Origin of the sequence: Xylanibacter ruminicola 23, assembly GCF_000025925.1 — a bacterium.
GTDB classification, from domain to species: domain Bacteria; phylum Bacteroidota; class Bacteroidia; order Bacteroidales; family Bacteroidaceae; genus Prevotella; species Prevotella ruminicola.
The window spans coordinates 1116193-1132868 of record NC_014033.1; the positions used below are offsets into that span (position 1 = coordinate 1116193).

Genomic DNA, 16676 nt, shown 5'->3' on the forward strand with positions numbered 1-16676 from the left:
AGAAAATCCCTATCTATCGATGGGGATATTCCTATTCCTCTTTGCGAAGCTTAAAGATTGTAGGGAATCAGAGCCTTGCGGGCGGTGAATGAAACCTCGTAGCGGTGAACTGCGGCTTCAGCATCGGGCTTTGAGGTGTTCGAAGTAACCTTAATTGTCGGGTATAGCTTTTCGCGCGTACCTAATATATAGTGATTGCCAGCAGTAGTGGTAATCAGGAAAGCCAAGGGCATACTTGTGGGAAGCGTGTCCAAAGTGGTGAACGATAGCTTGGCCTTTTCAATTTGTGTGTTGTTATCTGGCGATTCCTCCAGTTCGCACGAGGGAATTGATTTCAGGGATATTTCTGTAGTGCTGGAGGATATGTTGACTGGAAAGCCTGTCAGGGCTTGATAAATCAAGTCCGCAGGTAAGCTATCACAAGGTACATAGCTAATGGCGGTGATGCCGGGAAGAGATATACAATTCATAATCAAACAAATCAAACAATACCATAATTAGGACAAATACAGGCTTCAAGTCGGAATATTTTTCTTCTTTTTTCTGTTTTGGGCTGTTTTGTAGCTGTTCCGCTTGCGCTGGTATATCTTCTTGATGGTGTCCGATGACGTGCCGTCCTCCTTGATGCCACGCAGCTCCATGAACTGATATATGAGCCCGTTGAGCTCGCTGCCGCAGCGGTCGATGTCGTGTAGGTATTCCCAAAGATCGACCTTGAAGTCGTTCTTTAGCATTTCCAACAGGCAGCTTTTGCCGTTTTTGGAAAGGTAGTTGTAAGTGCGCGGGTCGTGGCACTTATAATAGGGAATACAGATTGCCAGTTCCCCTTCCTGCTGACGTGGCGGCATAACCCCGTCTGGAAGCTTTGATGTTGACTTCTTCAGGAAATCACTTTCAGCCGAACCACGCACGAGCGAGATTGGTTCACTTCCTCCATGTCGATGGATTAACCACTGTCGGAGATACGAAGGCATTTTCAGATAAATACAAATTTGGCTCATTGCAGTAATACTTTTTATTCTGCTGCAAAGATACTAAAAATCAATTAGATAACAAAAAGACAAATCAAATATTTCAAACGAAATCGATAAAATTAAAAAAAGGATAAAACCTCGATGAAGTCGGAGAAATTTTGTAACTTTGCCAGCGAAAAAGAAATTAGTAATGACAGAGACGATAATATATATACTCATCGGCATCAATGTCCTAACCTTCTTTGTCTATGGTTGGGACAAGTGGAAAGCCAAGCATGGAAAATGGCGTATATCCGAAGCCACTCTTCTGATGCTGGCTCTTGTTGGCGGCACTATAGGTGCACTCTTAGGTATGCAGGTCTGGCACCATAAAACGATGCACTTGAAATTCAAGTACGGGTTGCCATTGATATTGTTGGCTCAAATTGCTTTGATTGCTTTATTATAATGGCTTGGAAACTCAAATATCGCTGTCGAGAATGTGGCTACGAAGCCGAGGTGTACGAAGGCAGAGGACTCTTCCGCCAGGAGATCCGTGCCGTGTTGTGTCCTGACTGCAAGACCATCCAGAACATTGTGGTGGGTGGGATTATAGCCGACGTGGCACCTTCCTATAGAAGCGAGGTCGGCAGGCTCTGTTTGCAGTGCGGCAGCGATAAAATCAGAGTGTGGGATGGGCATACCTGTTCCAAGTGCCAGGGTGAGATGGAACAGACTGGCGAGAAAGAGTTTTGGACTTGAAGACTGACAGAATTTTTGGCCAATGTTTAAGGGAGTTTAAAGAAATGTCAGTCATGTTTAATTGAGTTTAAGGGATTGTCAGTATCGTTTAAGCGAGTTTAAAATCCTTGCCATCTTGACAAGGTAACGAGCGCTTTCTCCTGTAGGCATGTACTTTGCTTTTCAGTAAGTGAAAGCTGAAGCAAATAAGCCGAAGCGATCAAGAACAATTAAGTTAAACTAAAAATATAATTAGGAGGTAAAAGTTATGTTGAACGGATTAATGAAAAACAACAGTTGGTTCCCAACAATGTTTGATGATTTCTTTAACACTGATTTTATGCCTCGTGCCAACAGTACAGCACCTGCAGTCAATGTCAAGGAGAGTGAGAAGGCCTACACGATGGAACTTGCAGCTCCAGGCATTAAGAAAGAATATTGCCGTGTAGGTATCAATGACGAGGGCAACCTCACCATCGCTATTGAGAACAAACAGGAACACAAGCATGAGGACAGTCATCGCCATTATCTGCGTCGTGAGTTCAGCTATTCTAACTATGAGCAGAACTACATACTTCCAGATGATGTGGTACGCGACAAGATTTCTGCCAAGGTTGAGGACGGCATCCTGACCATCACGATGCCGAAGACCGAACCGAAGGAGAAAGTGACGAAAGCCATTGAGGTGTCATAAGGATGATGCTTCCTAATATGTAGAAAAGCCCTGGCTTGCTGATGCAGGCCAGGATTTCTTTTTTATATATGTTATGCAAATAGATAGTGATGAAAGTTGAGGTGTGGCGTTTTGCGTATTGTGCGTATGTATATGGAATGAGCGCACAATGGTGCACACAGTCGCTGCTATTTTGTTAAGTTGTTGATACTTAATGTTTTATGTTTTCTATTTAATTGCACAAACCCCTAATATTGTTGTGCATTTAGATACTTATTTGTGCAAATCATTTTATTTGTGCAAGATTTGTGCAGCGTTGAGCTGGATTTGTGCAGAAGTTAAAGCATCTTTGCAACCGGCTTAGTGCCTGATCTTTAGTAACATACAGATTCCTTGTGCAGTCTTGTGCGGTGTTGTGCATGGATATTCTCGCGCGTGCGCGCATATAAAGGAAAAATGTAAAAGCATAAAAATAGGCCTCGAGTGCTTCACAGCAGTCAGAGGCCCTTCGCTAATGAATAACTAACCAAAATCTAAAAAACAATTTCTTCTTTTCTTTCAAGTTCATCTGCCTCAGTGGCAGAGAAATGTTCCAAATGCAATCCGTAACGATTCTGAAGTATTTCGTAGTCGAAACAGAGACAGCGGTCAAACTTGTATGCAGTCTGTCCATTAACGGTCTCTTTTATACCATCTTTGATGGAAATAAAGCGTTCGGACGACTTCTGTCCGAGATAAGCGTTTCCTATCGTCAGGTAATAACGAATTGAGTCACGATCCATGATTATCTTCTTTTCACCTTCACGCTGGGCCAACTGCTTGTACTGAGAAACGAAGTTAATCAGACGCAGCATAAGCACGCGATGGTTTTCCTTGAATTCCCTTTCACCTTTGTCCGTCTTTAGCCTTCTCAATACTTTAATCTTAAAGTCGCAATCGAGATAAATCTTTCCCTGGTCGTAAAGTGTAGAAAGCGCGTTCCAAAGATTTCCAAGCTCATTGTTAGATGTCACCTCACTGTTCTGGCGTTTAATACCCTCTATACATAGCCGCTTAATATCGTCGTACTCAAAAGGCAGATTAAGCGTGGACTTCAGAGTTTTGTAACAAGTTAGCATGATAGACCAGTTACGCCAAAGGCGGTCTTCCACATTATTACCATCGATGCTGTCACATACCTCATTAGTAACATCGTTATATGTATCATAGAAAGCACTTTCAAACAAGGCTCTGTGTGAGAGAATCTCCATGGTCAGGTGCTGCAGCCCAAGTTTACGGATATCAGACAACCTATTGAAACGATCCTTTGCTTCGCGGTCATGAACCGTAGAGTCAGTAGGTAAATAAATCATTCTCGAGAACATCGCGATATCGAGTGTTGGCATCTCCTGTCCGCAGACGATTACACCGCAGTCGACAGGTGTACGCTCAATTTGTTTGCCGCGGTCCATATCCATTCGTGAGCGGCCGACACCGTCGTACGCCCCTTTGATAATTTCCACAATCCTCATGTCCAGCGTATTCTTATATTCGTCCAGCAGTACCAGTGAGTTAGCTGCCATCGAGAGCATTTGTGAAAGAGATGGAGCTGTTGTGTTTCTTAAGTTAAGGGGCTTGTCGCCGATTGTAAAGAAACGCATTAACGTGATGCCCAATTCTGTTTTACCACTTCCCTTCGGGCCAAAGAGATTGAGGATTGGGAAGTTTACCGTGTATGAGGTGATAATATCCCTATGGAGAGCAGCTAAAAGGTAACAGATACCTATTTTAGCGTTGTCACCGAAGACAGAAGCCATCAGACTGGCCATATCTTTTAATTCTATGCTTGCATGGGTAGATGGGAGAACAAACTGCCGCTCGAAAGAAAAGTAGCTTGTGTCGGCTGCATAGATTTCCGAGGCCCCCTGCAGATAGTAATTGTCCAAATGAGATTCTGCATCATGTAAGTGTACAATTCCCATGGCATCGGCCGGATACCATTCGTTCTGATAGATGCATCCGTTGCCAAAGGTAAAGAAACCGCTGTGATGCCAGCCATACTGCCGGATGCGAACAGCCGTTTCTGTCTGCTCGAAAAGGTATGTCTTTAGCTTGGTCAATTCTGGCATACCTACCTTCCAGATAAAGTTGCCTATGGACTCAACCTTCACCATGAACTTAGGCTGTGAGACCAGCTCTTCAGCAGCTAATTCGAGGATACGTGTGGTGCCGTCGATATTCGTAATTTCATAGAGACGGCGTGAATCATCGATACCCATTACATGATAGAGGGGACGCATCTTGAAATTCGACCATTGCTTCTCGTTACCTTCGTCATCGCGGCTCCAGTAACAGTTGTGATCCTCGTAGAAACCATATATAAGCGGGTCGATGCCCGTCCTTTTTGTCGTCGCCTTTGCTTTTTCTTCTGCCCGGCGGTGCTTAGCTTCGTTAACTGCGTTTTTCCAAAGGCCTTTATGGCCGTTGTGTTGCTTAACCAAGGCATCCAGGAGCGCCTTTTGCGTATATTCATCTTTTTCCAGGATAAGAACATCACATATCTGTTTGACGATATCAGAAATGTCTGTCTCGGTAGAAGATTTGCGCTCGATGTCATCAAATAGCTTGTTGGCATACCAGAGCACAAAGTCCTCTTCAGCTAGCAGTTTAACCTGCTCTCTGTTCTGGAAGTAACTGTCTGCATCCTGCTTTCCTCCACCCTCCTCCTCTGGCTTTGGTGGAATCTCCTTGACAGTGACACGGAAGCCTTCTTCCATGGCTGTACGACCGTTTTTGATGACCGCCTTTATGCCAGGAGCATCAGCATCGGGGATGAAGCACAGTTTTGGATGGAACCGCTTAAGTGTGTGCAGATGCTCCTTTGTGAGCGCTGTACCCAATGGCGCTACAGTATTTACCACACCAATCTGCTGCATTTTCATAACGTCGGGGCCTCCCTCTACCAAGTAGAAGAGCTCCTCGCGTGCCCCCACTTTCATTGCTGTATCCAAGCCGAATAATACGCTTGATTTATGGAATAACAGCGAGTCGCGGCCGTTAAGATACTTTTGAACATCCTTATTATCAGAAAGAGTGCGAGCTGTATAGTTAATTACATTGCCCCACCGGTCGCGTACGGGAATCATCAGACGGTCGCGAAAGAAGGCATATTCGCTTCTATCGTCGCTTTCAGCTATGAGTCCTGCTTCCTTACAAAGTTCCCAGCTCAGGCCTGTTGATTTGATAAAGTCAAAAAAACGTTTATTACCCTTTGGTGCATAACCCAGTCCTCGCTCCTCGATGGCCTCTTCCGACCAACGATGTTTAGCATAAGCCATCATAGCCTTAGCTTCTGGTGTATCTTCGTGGAGGCACTTTACGTAGAACTCCTGCACCCGAGAATAGATGACCTGCATGGACTCTTTTTTCTGTTGCTCCGCCAACTCTTCGGGTGTAGGATCCTTTTCTTCAAATTCTATATTGAACTTGTTAGCAATTATCTTGCAAGCTTCATAGAAATTGACATGCTCGTGCTCCATGATGAAATGGATGCCGTTGCCTCCTTTTCCACACACAAAACAATGGCAGATTCCTTTGGCAGGACTCACCATGAAAGAAGGATTCTTGTCGGCATGAAAGGGGCAAATGCCTTTATAATTGACGCCAGCTTTCTTTAGCGTGATATAGTCTGATACTATATCAACAATAGGCTGATCGTTTATCTTATCTAATGTTTCAGGCTTTATCATATTTTTTTCTTGCAAAAATAGCTATACCTTTTCTTCTTTTGGAAGACATGGCTCTATACGTGGATTTTTCCAAGACTGATGGTGCTTCCGACTGGATTCTTTGAATTTTTCCATCAGCTCAGTAGCTAATTCCAGTGAACGAGGGGGCGAAATGACCTCCCGTTCACCTGTCAGTCTGTTGATTGCAGAGATAATATACATCATACTACCCTTTCTAAGGATGTAGCCCCTAGCCTATCTAACACCAGAAGGTAATCGAGGAACAGCTGAAATTCTTCTTCGTTTCTGAATCTCAACTGTTTTTTCTGGCAACTCCCATAAAATGTCAGGATTATATGACCTGTATCTGTTTTCTTTTTCTGTATTACCGGCTTACTCATTTTCTGTCAACTCAGTGTTAATTGTTACTTCTTTAATCATAGGGAACCATTCCATTAAAAGCTCAGCCGCCAAGATTGGAGCTGCTTGGCTTCTTCGATAATGAATGATAGCCCTTATATAGTCCTTAATAGTCCATTGTTCTTGGACCTTAATCTTATCTTTGTATCTTTGAATTCTGATTTTCATTACAAATAATTATTTTTAAATATTCAACATACTGTTTGTTTCTCTCGCAATAACGTCCGTTGATGCAGTTGCATCCTTGATTGCATGTTCGACATTTATCCGGCATAGTAACTTAAAAATATGCCCTGGCTACGGTCTTCCCAGAAAGTAACTCAGGGACTTTACCAGTTCGAATCATTTTGCTTTCAAGCCTGCAATCAGCTCTTTCTTAAAGAAGTAGAGTCTTCTTCCATCTTTGTGGAATTGAACCATCTTTCGCTGAACTCTCTTGTACATAGCCTGCACATCAACCTTAAAGAACTCAGCTGCTTCTTTAATAGTCATTGGTTCGTCGCTCATGTCAATTTCGACTTGTCTGTCTGACTTTCTCATTGCTTTATCAGTTTACGCCATTCATTTTTATAGTCCGGGTCAGTAAGTTCCTTTCTTCTCTGTGCGAGGGTAACACCGACGAGTATCACACAAAGCTCGTCATAGAGATATTTGGCATGAATAAAGACGCCTTTCTCCTTCCCGATAGATCTATTGAATCGTGTCAACTGAACGTTGAGAGAAGTTATTGAACCATACGTAGGAAACTTGCCTTTTGCCACATCACCTGGTTTGATTGTCCTGAACCAGTATTCCTTATTCCTAATTTTCTCTGCCTTATACATATTATATATTATATATATTGGCCATTAGTAATGTTGGACTTAAATGCGTTACCTACTCTCTTTCCAGTTGGAATTAATTTTTTGATAATTTGTTTCATTTCGTAATTTATAATTTTATTAGTTAATATAAGATAGTACAACTCCTTTAGAATTGCGGCACAAAAATATAGCAAATAAATCCAATAGAATTGCATCTTTTTCAAAAAGGCTACTAACTAACTAAGTCTTTAACATGCGCAACTAACAAAATTAAGAATATAATACATTAATTAACTGTTAACTAACTCACAAACCAACTTACTGACCCATAAACTTGTCTGCAAATGCTCTCTATATAATAAAATAGGTGTTTTTTGCAAATTATGTAAGAAATATATTTGGTGGTAACAAAATAAATACGTACCTTTGCATCAACAAATAGTAAACAAACTAACTAACATAGTTCTACGAACTTGTTGGAAGGTTAGAGATATAAAGTACGATATAGAGATATCGACATGGCTGCTCATCTTAAGTCGTTTGTTACCAGTTTGAAAAGAATTTGTTACCACATGCGGATTAGTAACAAAATAATTCGCAACTTGCTGATAATCAGCATGGGTTCGACTTTCTGCGGGTGTACGAAATCTAAAAAAGGTAGACATTCAAGTCTACCTTTTTTTTTGTACAATCCATAAGAAATCTATATAAAACTAGCAATTATCCAAAACTTTTCGTACCTTTGCAGCGGTTTAATTAATCTCAATTATGAAGTTTACAATCATAATAACTACATTACTTTTCATGGTCTGCAACTCGGTCCAAGGACAGCCAATAACCGAGTGGAAGACAGGTCAGATACACGAAACGGGTACCAACGATTTCGATTATCGTCATGTTCGAATTACTCCTCAAGCCTATCTACATACCATTAGGATTGGAGTTGAATCGCTTGGCGATGGACATTATCACGATTCGCTCATCAGCCGTTTCGATAAAATAGTAGAGTATTATCCACAGATAGAAGACACAGTGAGTAACCGCTATTATCATGCAATCTTTAATGGCGACACACTCAGCTATCGAGAACGTAAAACCATATTCATCAATACTTATTTAGGCCGCAAGATACTCGAGGTTGAGAGCCTACTGTCTCCACATCAGCGATTTGGCGCTAATGTTTACAGCCTTGATACCGTCCAGATAACTGCACTCACCGATTCTATGCGCTACATGAAGACCTACGATAGTCTACTTAACAACGAGCAGACCTGCCTGTTTTATGCCCTTAACTGCTTTCTCGATGCCAATGGCATAAATCCAGCGCCAGTCATCACCCGCAACACCAACTTCACCAATGGCAATCAGCTAAACGCCTTCTTCAATCACATTCTTAAGCTTAAGGCAACCTATAAATGCCGATATAGCGTGATGAAGAAAGCCAATCTCCCTGATCAGTGCGTGATTGTGTTTCAGGATACTGACAAACAATACATTCATGCGGTATATTACCGCAAGGATCGCAACGAGTATTATACCAAAAATGGCTTCTGGTGCCCCGCTGTACTCAAAAGTCTCCGTCCCATAATCAAATGCTATAAACAAGCTGATGCATTACTGATATACAGTTTGTAATAATGTTAAAAAGTAATGAACCATAGATTATGAATAGGAAAGCCTTTTTCGCTACACTTCTTACTATCATTGCTATAACTGCAGATGCTCAACAGAGATTTTTCGTAAAGGATAGTCTTACACAAGATCCCGTAGCATTTACAAGTGTATGGTTCGGAAATAATACAGGAGGATATACTAATGAATCTGGAATGATAGTGATTCCTGAAGGAACAAAACAGATACGGTTATCACATATCTGCTATGAGACGAAAAATATATCAATCGTTGACTGCAGTCGAAATACGGTATTACTTGTCCCCAAGAGCGTTATTCTCGAAGATGTCTGCATTAGTGCTAAGTCTCCTAAAAGAATGAAAACTACAACAGTTGGCATGATAAAGGAGAAAACACAGATATGCCATAGAGGTTCTACCGGATTTGAGATGGCTTTATTCATTCCGTACGATAGTACATGGACGAATGCTCCTTACATTCATTCCATTCTGGCTAATCTCGACTATTCTACACACTGGCTTGCATTTACAATTATCAAGACTCCAATTTATGCTACTCTTCGCTTTGACCTTCGCCTGCCTGATTCCCAAACTGGTTCACCAAGAAACGAGTCAATTATAAATGGTGGTATTATTATTCAACCAAGTCAAAGGGTCAGCAAAGAAGGAGTAAAACTCGCCACTCCTTTGGTATTCCCGAAAACAGGTGTATTCGTTGTGATGGAATGGATAACCACAGCAGCTATTTCCGAGTCTCAAAACCTTGTGCCAGCTATTAACATGACACTGAGTATTAAAGAGAATCAAACCTGGAATAAGAAAGCCTTTCGTGGTAAAGACTGGATGCGGGAAGAAGACGAACCAATCAATCAGGACAAATCAGCAAGAGAATTATATAAGGGTAAAACTCCTTGCGCCAAGTTGGGCTTGGAAATTTCAAAATATGAAGTATTTCAATCAGACAATTGACAAGTTTTGCAAGAATAACATAAAAAACGTTCACAAATTTGTGAATATCAAAATAATATTGTATCTTTGCCCCCAAAATAAGAAAATATGTTAGTTATCTTTGAAAGAGATTATCTAAAAGAGCTCTATGATAATGGTCAGGCCAGCGATAAGAAGCATCGCTTCCAGCCACAGATAGTCAGAAAGTACACTCGCGTCATCGACTTGATGAATGAGGTACAGAATGTACAGACGCTGACTCAATATGGCAGTCTTCACTACGAGAAACTTCATGGTGATAAGGCAGGACTTTCATCTGTCAGAGTGAACGACCAATACCGAATAGAGTTTCGTGAAATTTTAAAAGGCGAGCAAACAATCGCCGAAGTAGTAAGTATAACAGAATTGTCGAACCATTATAAATAAGGTACATTATGAAACATATAGAAGGCGTAAACGACAACATGATTGCCAACAACCTGGAGCCACATTACTTGACTCATCCTGGTGAGGTAATTAAAGACGAACTGGAGTTTCGTGGTATTAGTCAGCGACGACTGGCTAAAGAAATAGGTATTCCTGCAAGCCAACTTAACGAGGTGCTTAACGGCAAGCGTTCGCTAAGTGCAGAATTAGCTCTGCTGATAGGCAAGGCACTTGATCTAGATGCAGCTCCCCTACTCTCACTTCAGATGAAATACAATCTCCTATCGGCCAAACGTAATAAATCGTTTATACAGCGCTTAAAGGAGATTCCTAAAATCGCTGCAGTATTCTAAAAAAGTGGGTTCGATATTTGGTGGTAACAAAAAAAATACCTATCTTTGCATCAACAAATAGTAAGCAAACTAACTAACATAGTTCTACGAACTTGTTGGAAAGTTAGAAATACTAAGTACGATATAGAGATATCGACAGGCTGCTTATCTTAAGTCGTTTGTTACCAGTTTGAAAAGAATTTGTTACCACATGCGGATTAGTAACAAAACAATTCGCAACTTGCTGATAATCAGCATGGGTTCGACTTTCTGCGGGTGTACAAAGAATAAAAGAGATGAGTTCAAAGCTTATCTCTTTTTTTTTATACAGAATTAAACAATCATGAGTATGAATAAGATAGTAGACGAAAAGTTTAGCGATGAAACGATTGCTGCCATTAATGAGGCTAAGTCAGGTAAGAACCCCAATAAGGTTTATGATAGTGTTGATGAACTCTTTGCTGATATGGATTGACGAAGAGATCGACACCATTGAACTTGTAAGACTTGGCTCCCACTCTGAGCTATTCAAATAAGAGTATTTATATCAATTACAATCAATAATAAATCCATCAATAAATGAAGAAACTTTTATCAACTATTGTGCTGGCCATTGTTGCAACTGCCGGGTGGGCACAAACTCGAATATGGAATAACATTGTTACAGGCTATTCCAATGTACCATTTGTTAAAATAACCAAGGTTGTACTGAGTGCCGACAGCACTGAGGTGTTCATGCATTTCGACATGCCAGAACGTGCTGCAGGCCAGGAAGGTGTATTGGCTGCGAAATCGCTACTCCAGGCCGACGGTAAGACCTACGAAGCAAAGAACGCCGTAGGTATGAAACTGGGGCAGCCCGTCAAGATACCTAAGGACTGTAAGGTAGACTTCTCGCTGGTGTTCGATGCCCTGCCAGCATCTACATGGCTGTTTTCTATAAGTGATCCCGGCATATGGATAATTAATGCTGTACGCGATGCTGATGCGAATGCTGATGTTGATGTAACCCCCGTTGGCATCACCGACACCTATTGGCGCAACACGCTTACGGGCGACTGGTTGATAGGATTCGCCCAGCACCACGTTATATATAATAATAAGGTGTGGGATATCCTGAATCAGACCGAGCAGAAGGACACCTACGTGCTTACTCTTAACGACGGACTAACCATCAAGGTGGGCAAACTCAAGAAAGGCATCCGTCCCATCACCATCGGTACCGGAAAGGCCATTGCCTGCAATCCGATAACCCAAGAAGCCCTACCCGACTATCCTACCAAAGACACTCGCAAGGGATTTGTTGACAATGGCTATCGTGAGGGCGACAGCGTAACCATCGTAGGCTGGCTGAAGGATATGCCCGAGCAAGCTTGGAAACAGAGCGGCGAATTTGAAGTCTGGACAAGTAATTTTATCACCGATAAAACAGAAAGCTTTACAGCAAAGCTCGACTCGCTAGGTAGATTCACCCTCCGTATGCCCCTGCTCAATTCTGCAACCGTTACGCTCGCCCCGCGCCAATCATGGGTACATCCTGTATTAGAGCCAGGAAAGACCTACTTCTTCCTCAACGACTTCAATACTGGTCAGAAACTGTTTATGGGCGATGACGTACGCCTGCAAAACGAGCTTGTGGCTTGTCCTGCAACATGGCCGGAGACACGCATCAATCCAGGCGAGAGCGCCATGCAATTCATGGAACGCGCGAATAAAGTCTTTGATGCAATCATAACCAAGATGCAGGCGGATATCACTCATCGCCCCAACCTATCGCAGCGCTTTATTGATTATATTAAAGGTCTGTGTATGGCTGGGCAGGGCTATTCGATGATGCAGGCCCGCTTTGATGTACCAGGCCGAAGTCTGCCCAAGGAGTATATGGATTATGTCAACACCAAGTTGTGGCAGCCCGCACCTAAACCCTATACGCTCTATTCTGAATTCCCGCGATTTATGCGCGACTATCTTGACCAGCTGAGAGATGAGCGCCACTCTGTGAGCATTGATCCTTACAGAATAACGTTGAACGACGGTGCCTATCCCATCATTTTGCGCCAGGCTAGGGCTGATGGCAAGGTATCGATTACCGACGAGGAGCTTGCCCTAATGGAGCGTTATGCAGTGGAATTTCACAAGGAGTATGCCAAACAAGCCAAGAACCAGAAGATAGATAGTCTAAACATTGATTTGGCTGGTACCGATTTAGATAAGCTTGGCATTGCGGAGCAGTATCTTGCCATTATGGAGCGTCCTGATGTGAAGAAGGAGATAGAGCAAGAATTCTCGTTGATAGATTTGTATTACCAAAAGCAGGCTATCGAATCGGCAACTACCGATAGGGCATTGATTGATCTGGCCTTGGCTCGCAAATTCTATTGGAAGCTTAACTCGTTCCGCAAGTCGCTTGACCCTTCTGATTTGAATTTCGCCAATAAAGAAATCAAGTTGGCATCGGCACTAAACTTTGTTTTGACCGAAAACGATAAGTATGTAGCTTTGGAGCATCAGGACTTGGCTAATGCAGCCAGTCTGCGACCGTCAACCGATGTGGCGAACATGACCGATGGCGAGAAGATGCTGCGTAAGATCATCGAACCCTATAAAGGTCGCGTCATCTATCTCGACGTGTGGGGCACATGGTGCGGCCCTTGCAAGCAGAAACTCAAGGACTCGTGGAAAGTAAAAGAGGCACTCAAGGATTACGATATCGTGTATCTTTACCTATGTAATGGCAGCAGCGATGAATCATGGAAGAATGTGATTAAGGAGTACAATCTGACAGGACCAAACTGCGTTCACTATAATCTGCCAAAAGAACAGCAGAGTGCTATCGAGCATTACCTGAGTGTAAACAGCTTCCCCACATATAAGATTATCGATAAGCAGGGAAACATTCACGACCTAGGTTGGCTCGACGATCAAAATCTGGAGGCATTCAAACAGACTATGGGCAAGTTCTGCAAGTAATGAGAATCATTTTCATTCATAAAGGGAGTTAGAAATTGTTCTAACTCCCTTTTTTACTAAATGGGTACAATATAATAACGTCTCTAAAATCAAAAAACTAAGTTCAATATTTGGTGATAACAAAATAAATACGTACCTTTGCATCAACAAATAGTAAACAAACTAACTAACATAGTTCTACGAACTTGTTGGAAGAAAGCAGACCTTTAAGGCCTGCTTTTTTCGTATATATTAGTTCTCCACTTTATACCCTTTTACGATGATTGGTGGGCAGGCTGGAAGTTTTTTCATCTTACCCTTTACGGCGTTGCGGGCGTAGCTGCTTTTAAAGTTGGCTGGGAAGAATATACCACCATTACCTTTATGGTCAACCACACTCACACTGATACAATATTTCTTTTTACCCTTAAGCACGATGTGTTCATCGGGACTTACGCTGAATTTCTTGCCATCGTCTGCGGGTGATATATGTTTGTATATGGGTTTGTTCATGATGTTGATAAACTTTTTGCCCTGTAGCTCATAGACATTGAAACTAAGCACGCACTCATCATATTTACATTTAGCTATGGTCAGAAGCATCTCACTTAGTACATAGTCCTTGCTGTTCTTGAATATCGGCCCCCACTCCGTGTCGCCGTTTATGTTTCCTATGAATCCTACTGTCCCTATTCTTACAAGCGAACGCCCCGATAACGTGTTCGTTTTGTTTTTCTTGCCGATTACCACCTCAGCCAGTTCTATCACTTTATCCTTCAGTACTACCTTCAGATCATTTCCTTTGCTGTAGGTGGCATAAGGCACGATAGCATCTTGATACGACACATGCGTGAACGATAAGTCCTTATTTCGTCCCGCAGGTATGGTGAGCGTAAAGTGCCCCTTCGCGTCGGAAATCACGCCCACACTATCCTCATCAAAACCAATGCTGACATATTCTACAGCCTCGCCGCGTTCGTTTACTACGTTGCCTCGTACAATGGTCTGAGCACTCGCTGTAATCATCAACTGCATAAATACAGTTAAGAGTATGGTCTTCTTCATTTTTTTGTAATTATAAGTGTTGCAAATTCGCATGCAAAAGTAGTTATTATCCCTGAATTACTCGTCGTTTTTCAAATTCTTTGTGATATGTTTTGATAGTTTCAGGTTTATGATGATGTTTTACCACGTTTTATTTGTACCTTTGCAGCCCGATATGTCTATTACAATATGATATGAGTAATATAATGATTAGGAATATTGCATTTGATTTGGGCGGTGTGGTTGTAGCCCTGAGCTATGAACAGGCTGTTAAGCGATTCGAGGAGCTTGGTCTCCGCGATGCCAGGAAGCATCTGGATGCGTTTTGTCAGAAAGGCATTTTTGGCGATCTGGAGAAAGGCATGATATCGCCTGAAGAGTTCCGTGCAGAGCTGAGTCAGCTTGTGGGTCGTGAGTTGTCTCACGATGAGTGTAAGTATGCCTGGCATGGTTATGTTGAGGCTGTACCACAAAAGAATCTGCAGATGCTGTTGAGATTGCGTGAACTCGGCTACAAGGTATGTCTGCTCTCCAACACCAATCCGTATATGATGCAGTGGGCCAAGAGTAACGAGTTTGATGGCAATGGCCACTCTATCGAATATTACTTCGACCATCTCTATCTGAGTTACGAGTGTAAACAGATGAAACCATCGGCAGAGATTTTCAGGATGATGCTCGATGGCCAGCAATCTTCAGCCGAAGAAACGCTCTTTATTGATGATGGACAAAAGAATATCGAAGCAGCGAAAGCACTTGGTATTCATACGCTCTTTCCTGAGAATAATGAAGACTGGACAGAGCCACTCGAAAGATTATTAGGCATAGATAAATAATACTATATTACGAATATTAAAAATGGAATATTTACCCAAAGATCCCGCTATATTGGTTTCGAGCGTGAACATGCTCCTGAGAGATGAGGAGTTTGACACGCTGGAATCACTTTGCTATAATTTTGAAACTGAACCCGCAGATATCAAAGATTACCTGTTCGGTCATGGATATGTGTATAGCGAAGAGCAACGTCAGTTCCGCCCTATTGGATATAACTCAGAGCAAAATGATAACAAAAGATAGTATCGAGACCGCCTATAGTTTCCTGCATCAAAAGCAGCGCATCTATGTTCACTCCACGCTCGACTGGCAGAAGGATGACATTGAGATGGCTATTGCTGCCTATGCCGACGATATGAGTCAGGAACTGTTTGAGGCCATCAGTGGTGGCAGGGCTGATTTCTTACACGATCATAAGCAGTTTCAAGAAGATATCACCAAAGCGGTTGAGATACTCGAAAACATGCTATAATTTTAATAAAATCAAGAATATGAGTTTTTTAGATTTAGTAAAGCAGAGATATAGCTGCAGAAGCTATCAGGAGAAAAGTGTGGAACAGGAGAAGCTCGACTACGTGATGGAGTGCGTACGCTTTGCTCCTTCGGCTGTGAACAAGCAGCCTTGGATGTTCCGTGTGGTTAAGAACGATGCTGAAAAAGAAAATCTGCGTGAGTGCTATAGTCGCGATTGGTTTAATACTGCACCTATGTATATTATCTGCAGTATCCTGCACGATGAGGAATGGGTTCGCAAGGATGGCAAGCATCATGGCGATATCGACATAGCTATTGCTGTTGAGCATCTGTGTCTGGCTGCAACAGAGCAAGGTCTGGCTACCTGCTGGGTATGCAACTTTGATGCCGAGAAATGCAAGCAGCTTTTTACTTTTGCTGAGAATGAGGAGCCTGCCGTGCTGATTCCTATCGGTTATGCAGCCGACGAGGCGAAGGAAAAGAAACGCAAGGATATGGATCAGATTTGCAAATAATGAATAGCCGCCATCGTTGGTGGCTATTTTTAGTATAACGAGAAAAGGCTCGCTTCACAGCGAACCTTTTCCGTACAATTACTTAAAAAACTAAATTAATCAACCATAAACCTTAACCATATTATCTATGCTGCAAAAGTACACATAAAACGGGAAATCAATGTTTGTTTATCGTTTATTTATGTTCAATCTACATTATTTGGCGCAGATTAAACAAAATTAC

At 42.2% G+C, this 16676-nt stretch carries 19 protein-coding genes; 13 read left to right on the forward strand and 6 right to left on the reverse strand.

Features of this window, described 5'->3' with window-relative positions; translation table 11 throughout:
• Nucleotides 1–50: 50 nt before the first annotated feature.
• The gene (locus PRU_RS15805; RefSeq protein WP_143040165.1) at nt 51–401 is read right to left on the reverse strand and encodes a hypothetical protein; all 351 of its coding nucleotides are present in this window, start codon (nt 399–401) and stop codon (nt 51–53) included.
• Nucleotides 402–515: 114 nt separating this feature from the next.
• Nucleotides 516–1001 carry a hypothetical protein gene (locus tag PRU_RS04935; RefSeq protein ID WP_041385720.1) on the reverse strand — a complete coding sequence of 162 codons (486 nt, stop codon included), beginning with the start codon at nt 999–1001 and terminating at the stop codon, nt 516–518.
• 163 nt (nt 1002–1164) lie between these two features.
• On the opposite strand from PRU_RS04935, the gene PRU_RS04940 reads away from it, so the two are divergent.
• The 3 genes from PRU_RS04940 (at nt 1165) to PRU_RS04950 (ending at nt 2388) form a co-directional block, all read left to right on the forward strand.
• A complete protein-coding gene (locus PRU_RS04940) occupies nt 1165–1422 on the forward strand; it encodes a DUF1294 domain-containing protein (protein WP_041385721.1) in 258 nt (85 codons plus the stop codon).
• Nucleotides 1422–1715 carry a hypothetical protein gene (locus PRU_RS04945; RefSeq protein ID WP_013063053.1) on the forward strand — a complete coding sequence of 98 codons (294 nt, stop codon included), beginning with the start codon at nt 1422–1424 and terminating at the stop codon, nt 1713–1715. The genes PRU_RS04940 and PRU_RS04945 overlap by 1 nt, the downstream gene beginning before the upstream one ends.
• Before the next feature lie 247 nt (nt 1716–1962).
• On the forward strand, nt 1963–2388 hold the full coding sequence (locus PRU_RS04950) for an Hsp20/alpha crystallin family protein (protein WP_013064574.1): 426 nt from the start codon (nt 1963–1965) through the stop codon (nt 2386–2388).
• Between the two features lie 512 nt (nt 2389–2900).
• Here the strand turns inward: PRU_RS04950 and dnaG are convergent.
• The 3 genes from dnaG to PRU_RS04970 form a co-directional block, all read right to left on the reverse strand.
• Entirely contained in the window at nt 2901–6095 is a 3195-nt protein-coding gene (gene dnaG / locus PRU_RS04955; protein ID WP_013063739.1) for a DNA primase, read from the reverse strand.
• 372 nt (nt 6096–6467) lie between these two features.
• On the reverse strand, nt 6468–6662 hold the full coding sequence (locus PRU_RS04965; RefSeq protein ID WP_041385725.1) for a hypothetical protein: 195 nt from the start codon (nt 6660–6662) through the stop codon (nt 6468–6470).
• 174 nt (nt 6663–6836) lie between these two features.
• Nucleotides 6837–7034: a helix-turn-helix domain-containing protein gene (locus tag PRU_RS04970; protein ID WP_013063165.1), complete on the reverse strand. Its 198-nt coding sequence runs from the start codon at nt 7032–7034 to the stop codon at nt 6837–6839.
• A 1031-nt stretch (nt 7035–8065) separates the two neighbouring features.
• Between PRU_RS04970 and PRU_RS04985 the strand changes: the two genes are divergently transcribed.
• From PRU_RS04985 to PRU_RS05005, 6 genes are all read left to right on the forward strand, one after another.
• Nucleotides 8066–8932, forward strand: coding sequence for a hypothetical protein (locus PRU_RS04985; RefSeq protein WP_049769082.1), 867 nt, complete (start codon nt 8066–8068; stop codon nt 8930–8932).
• A gap of 29 nt (nt 8933–8961) precedes the next feature.
• A complete protein-coding gene (locus PRU_RS04990) occupies nt 8962–9897 on the forward strand; it encodes a peptidase associated/transthyretin-like domain-containing protein (RefSeq protein WP_041385731.1) in 936 nt (311 codons plus the stop codon).
• A gap of 87 nt (nt 9898–9984) precedes the next feature.
• Nucleotides 9985–10302 (forward strand): type II toxin-antitoxin system RelE/ParE family toxin, encoded by a 318-nt coding sequence (locus tag PRU_RS04995; protein WP_013065059.1) that lies wholly within the window; start codon nt 9985–9987, stop codon nt 10300–10302.
• Between the two features lie 8 nt (nt 10303–10310).
• Nucleotides 10311–10655 (forward strand): HigA family addiction module antitoxin, encoded by a 345-nt coding sequence (locus PRU_RS05000; RefSeq protein WP_041385732.1) that lies wholly within the window; start codon nt 10311–10313, stop codon nt 10653–10655.
• Between the two features lie 328 nt (nt 10656–10983).
• Complete coding sequence (locus PRU_RS16400; RefSeq protein WP_255327036.1) at nt 10984–11109, forward strand: hypothetical protein; 126 nt, start codon at nt 10984–10986, stop codon at nt 11107–11109.
• 104 nt (nt 11110–11213) lie between these two features.
• On the forward strand, nt 11214–13604 hold the full coding sequence (locus tag PRU_RS05005) for a TlpA family protein disulfide reductase (protein ID WP_013064002.1): 2391 nt from the start codon (nt 11214–11216) through the stop codon (nt 13602–13604).
• Between the two features lie 231 nt (nt 13605–13835).
• Here the strand turns inward: PRU_RS05005 and PRU_RS05010 are convergent, their stop codons facing one another.
• Nucleotides 13836–14648 (reverse strand): carboxypeptidase-like regulatory domain-containing protein, encoded by an 813-nt coding sequence (locus PRU_RS05010; protein WP_013064134.1) that lies wholly within the window; start codon nt 14646–14648, stop codon nt 13836–13838.
• A 185-nt stretch (nt 14649–14833) separates the two neighbouring features.
• Here PRU_RS05010 and PRU_RS05015 point away from each other — a divergent pair, with 185 nt between their 5' ends.
• Genes PRU_RS05015 through PRU_RS05030 form a run of 4 tightly spaced genes read left to right on the forward strand, consistent with a single transcriptional unit; the run spans nt 14834 to nt 16453 of the window.
• Nucleotides 14834–15463, forward strand: coding sequence for an HAD family hydrolase (locus tag PRU_RS05015; RefSeq protein ID WP_013064044.1), 630 nt, complete (start codon nt 14834–14836; stop codon nt 15461–15463).
• Between the two features lie 22 nt (nt 15464–15485).
• Nucleotides 15486–15707 (forward strand): DUF4250 domain-containing protein, encoded by a 222-nt coding sequence (locus PRU_RS05020; RefSeq protein ID WP_041385734.1) that lies wholly within the window; start codon nt 15486–15488, stop codon nt 15705–15707.
• Complete coding sequence (locus PRU_RS05025) at nt 15691–15936, forward strand: hypothetical protein (RefSeq protein WP_041385735.1); 246 nt, start codon at nt 15691–15693, stop codon at nt 15934–15936. Before PRU_RS05020 ends, PRU_RS05025 begins: the two co-directional genes overlap by 17 nt.
• A 19-nt stretch (nt 15937–15955) precedes the next feature.
• Entirely contained in the window at nt 15956–16453 is a 498-nt protein-coding gene (locus tag PRU_RS05030) for a nitroreductase family protein (protein ID WP_013064691.1), read from the forward strand.
• Nucleotides 16454–16676: the final 223 nt, after the last annotated feature.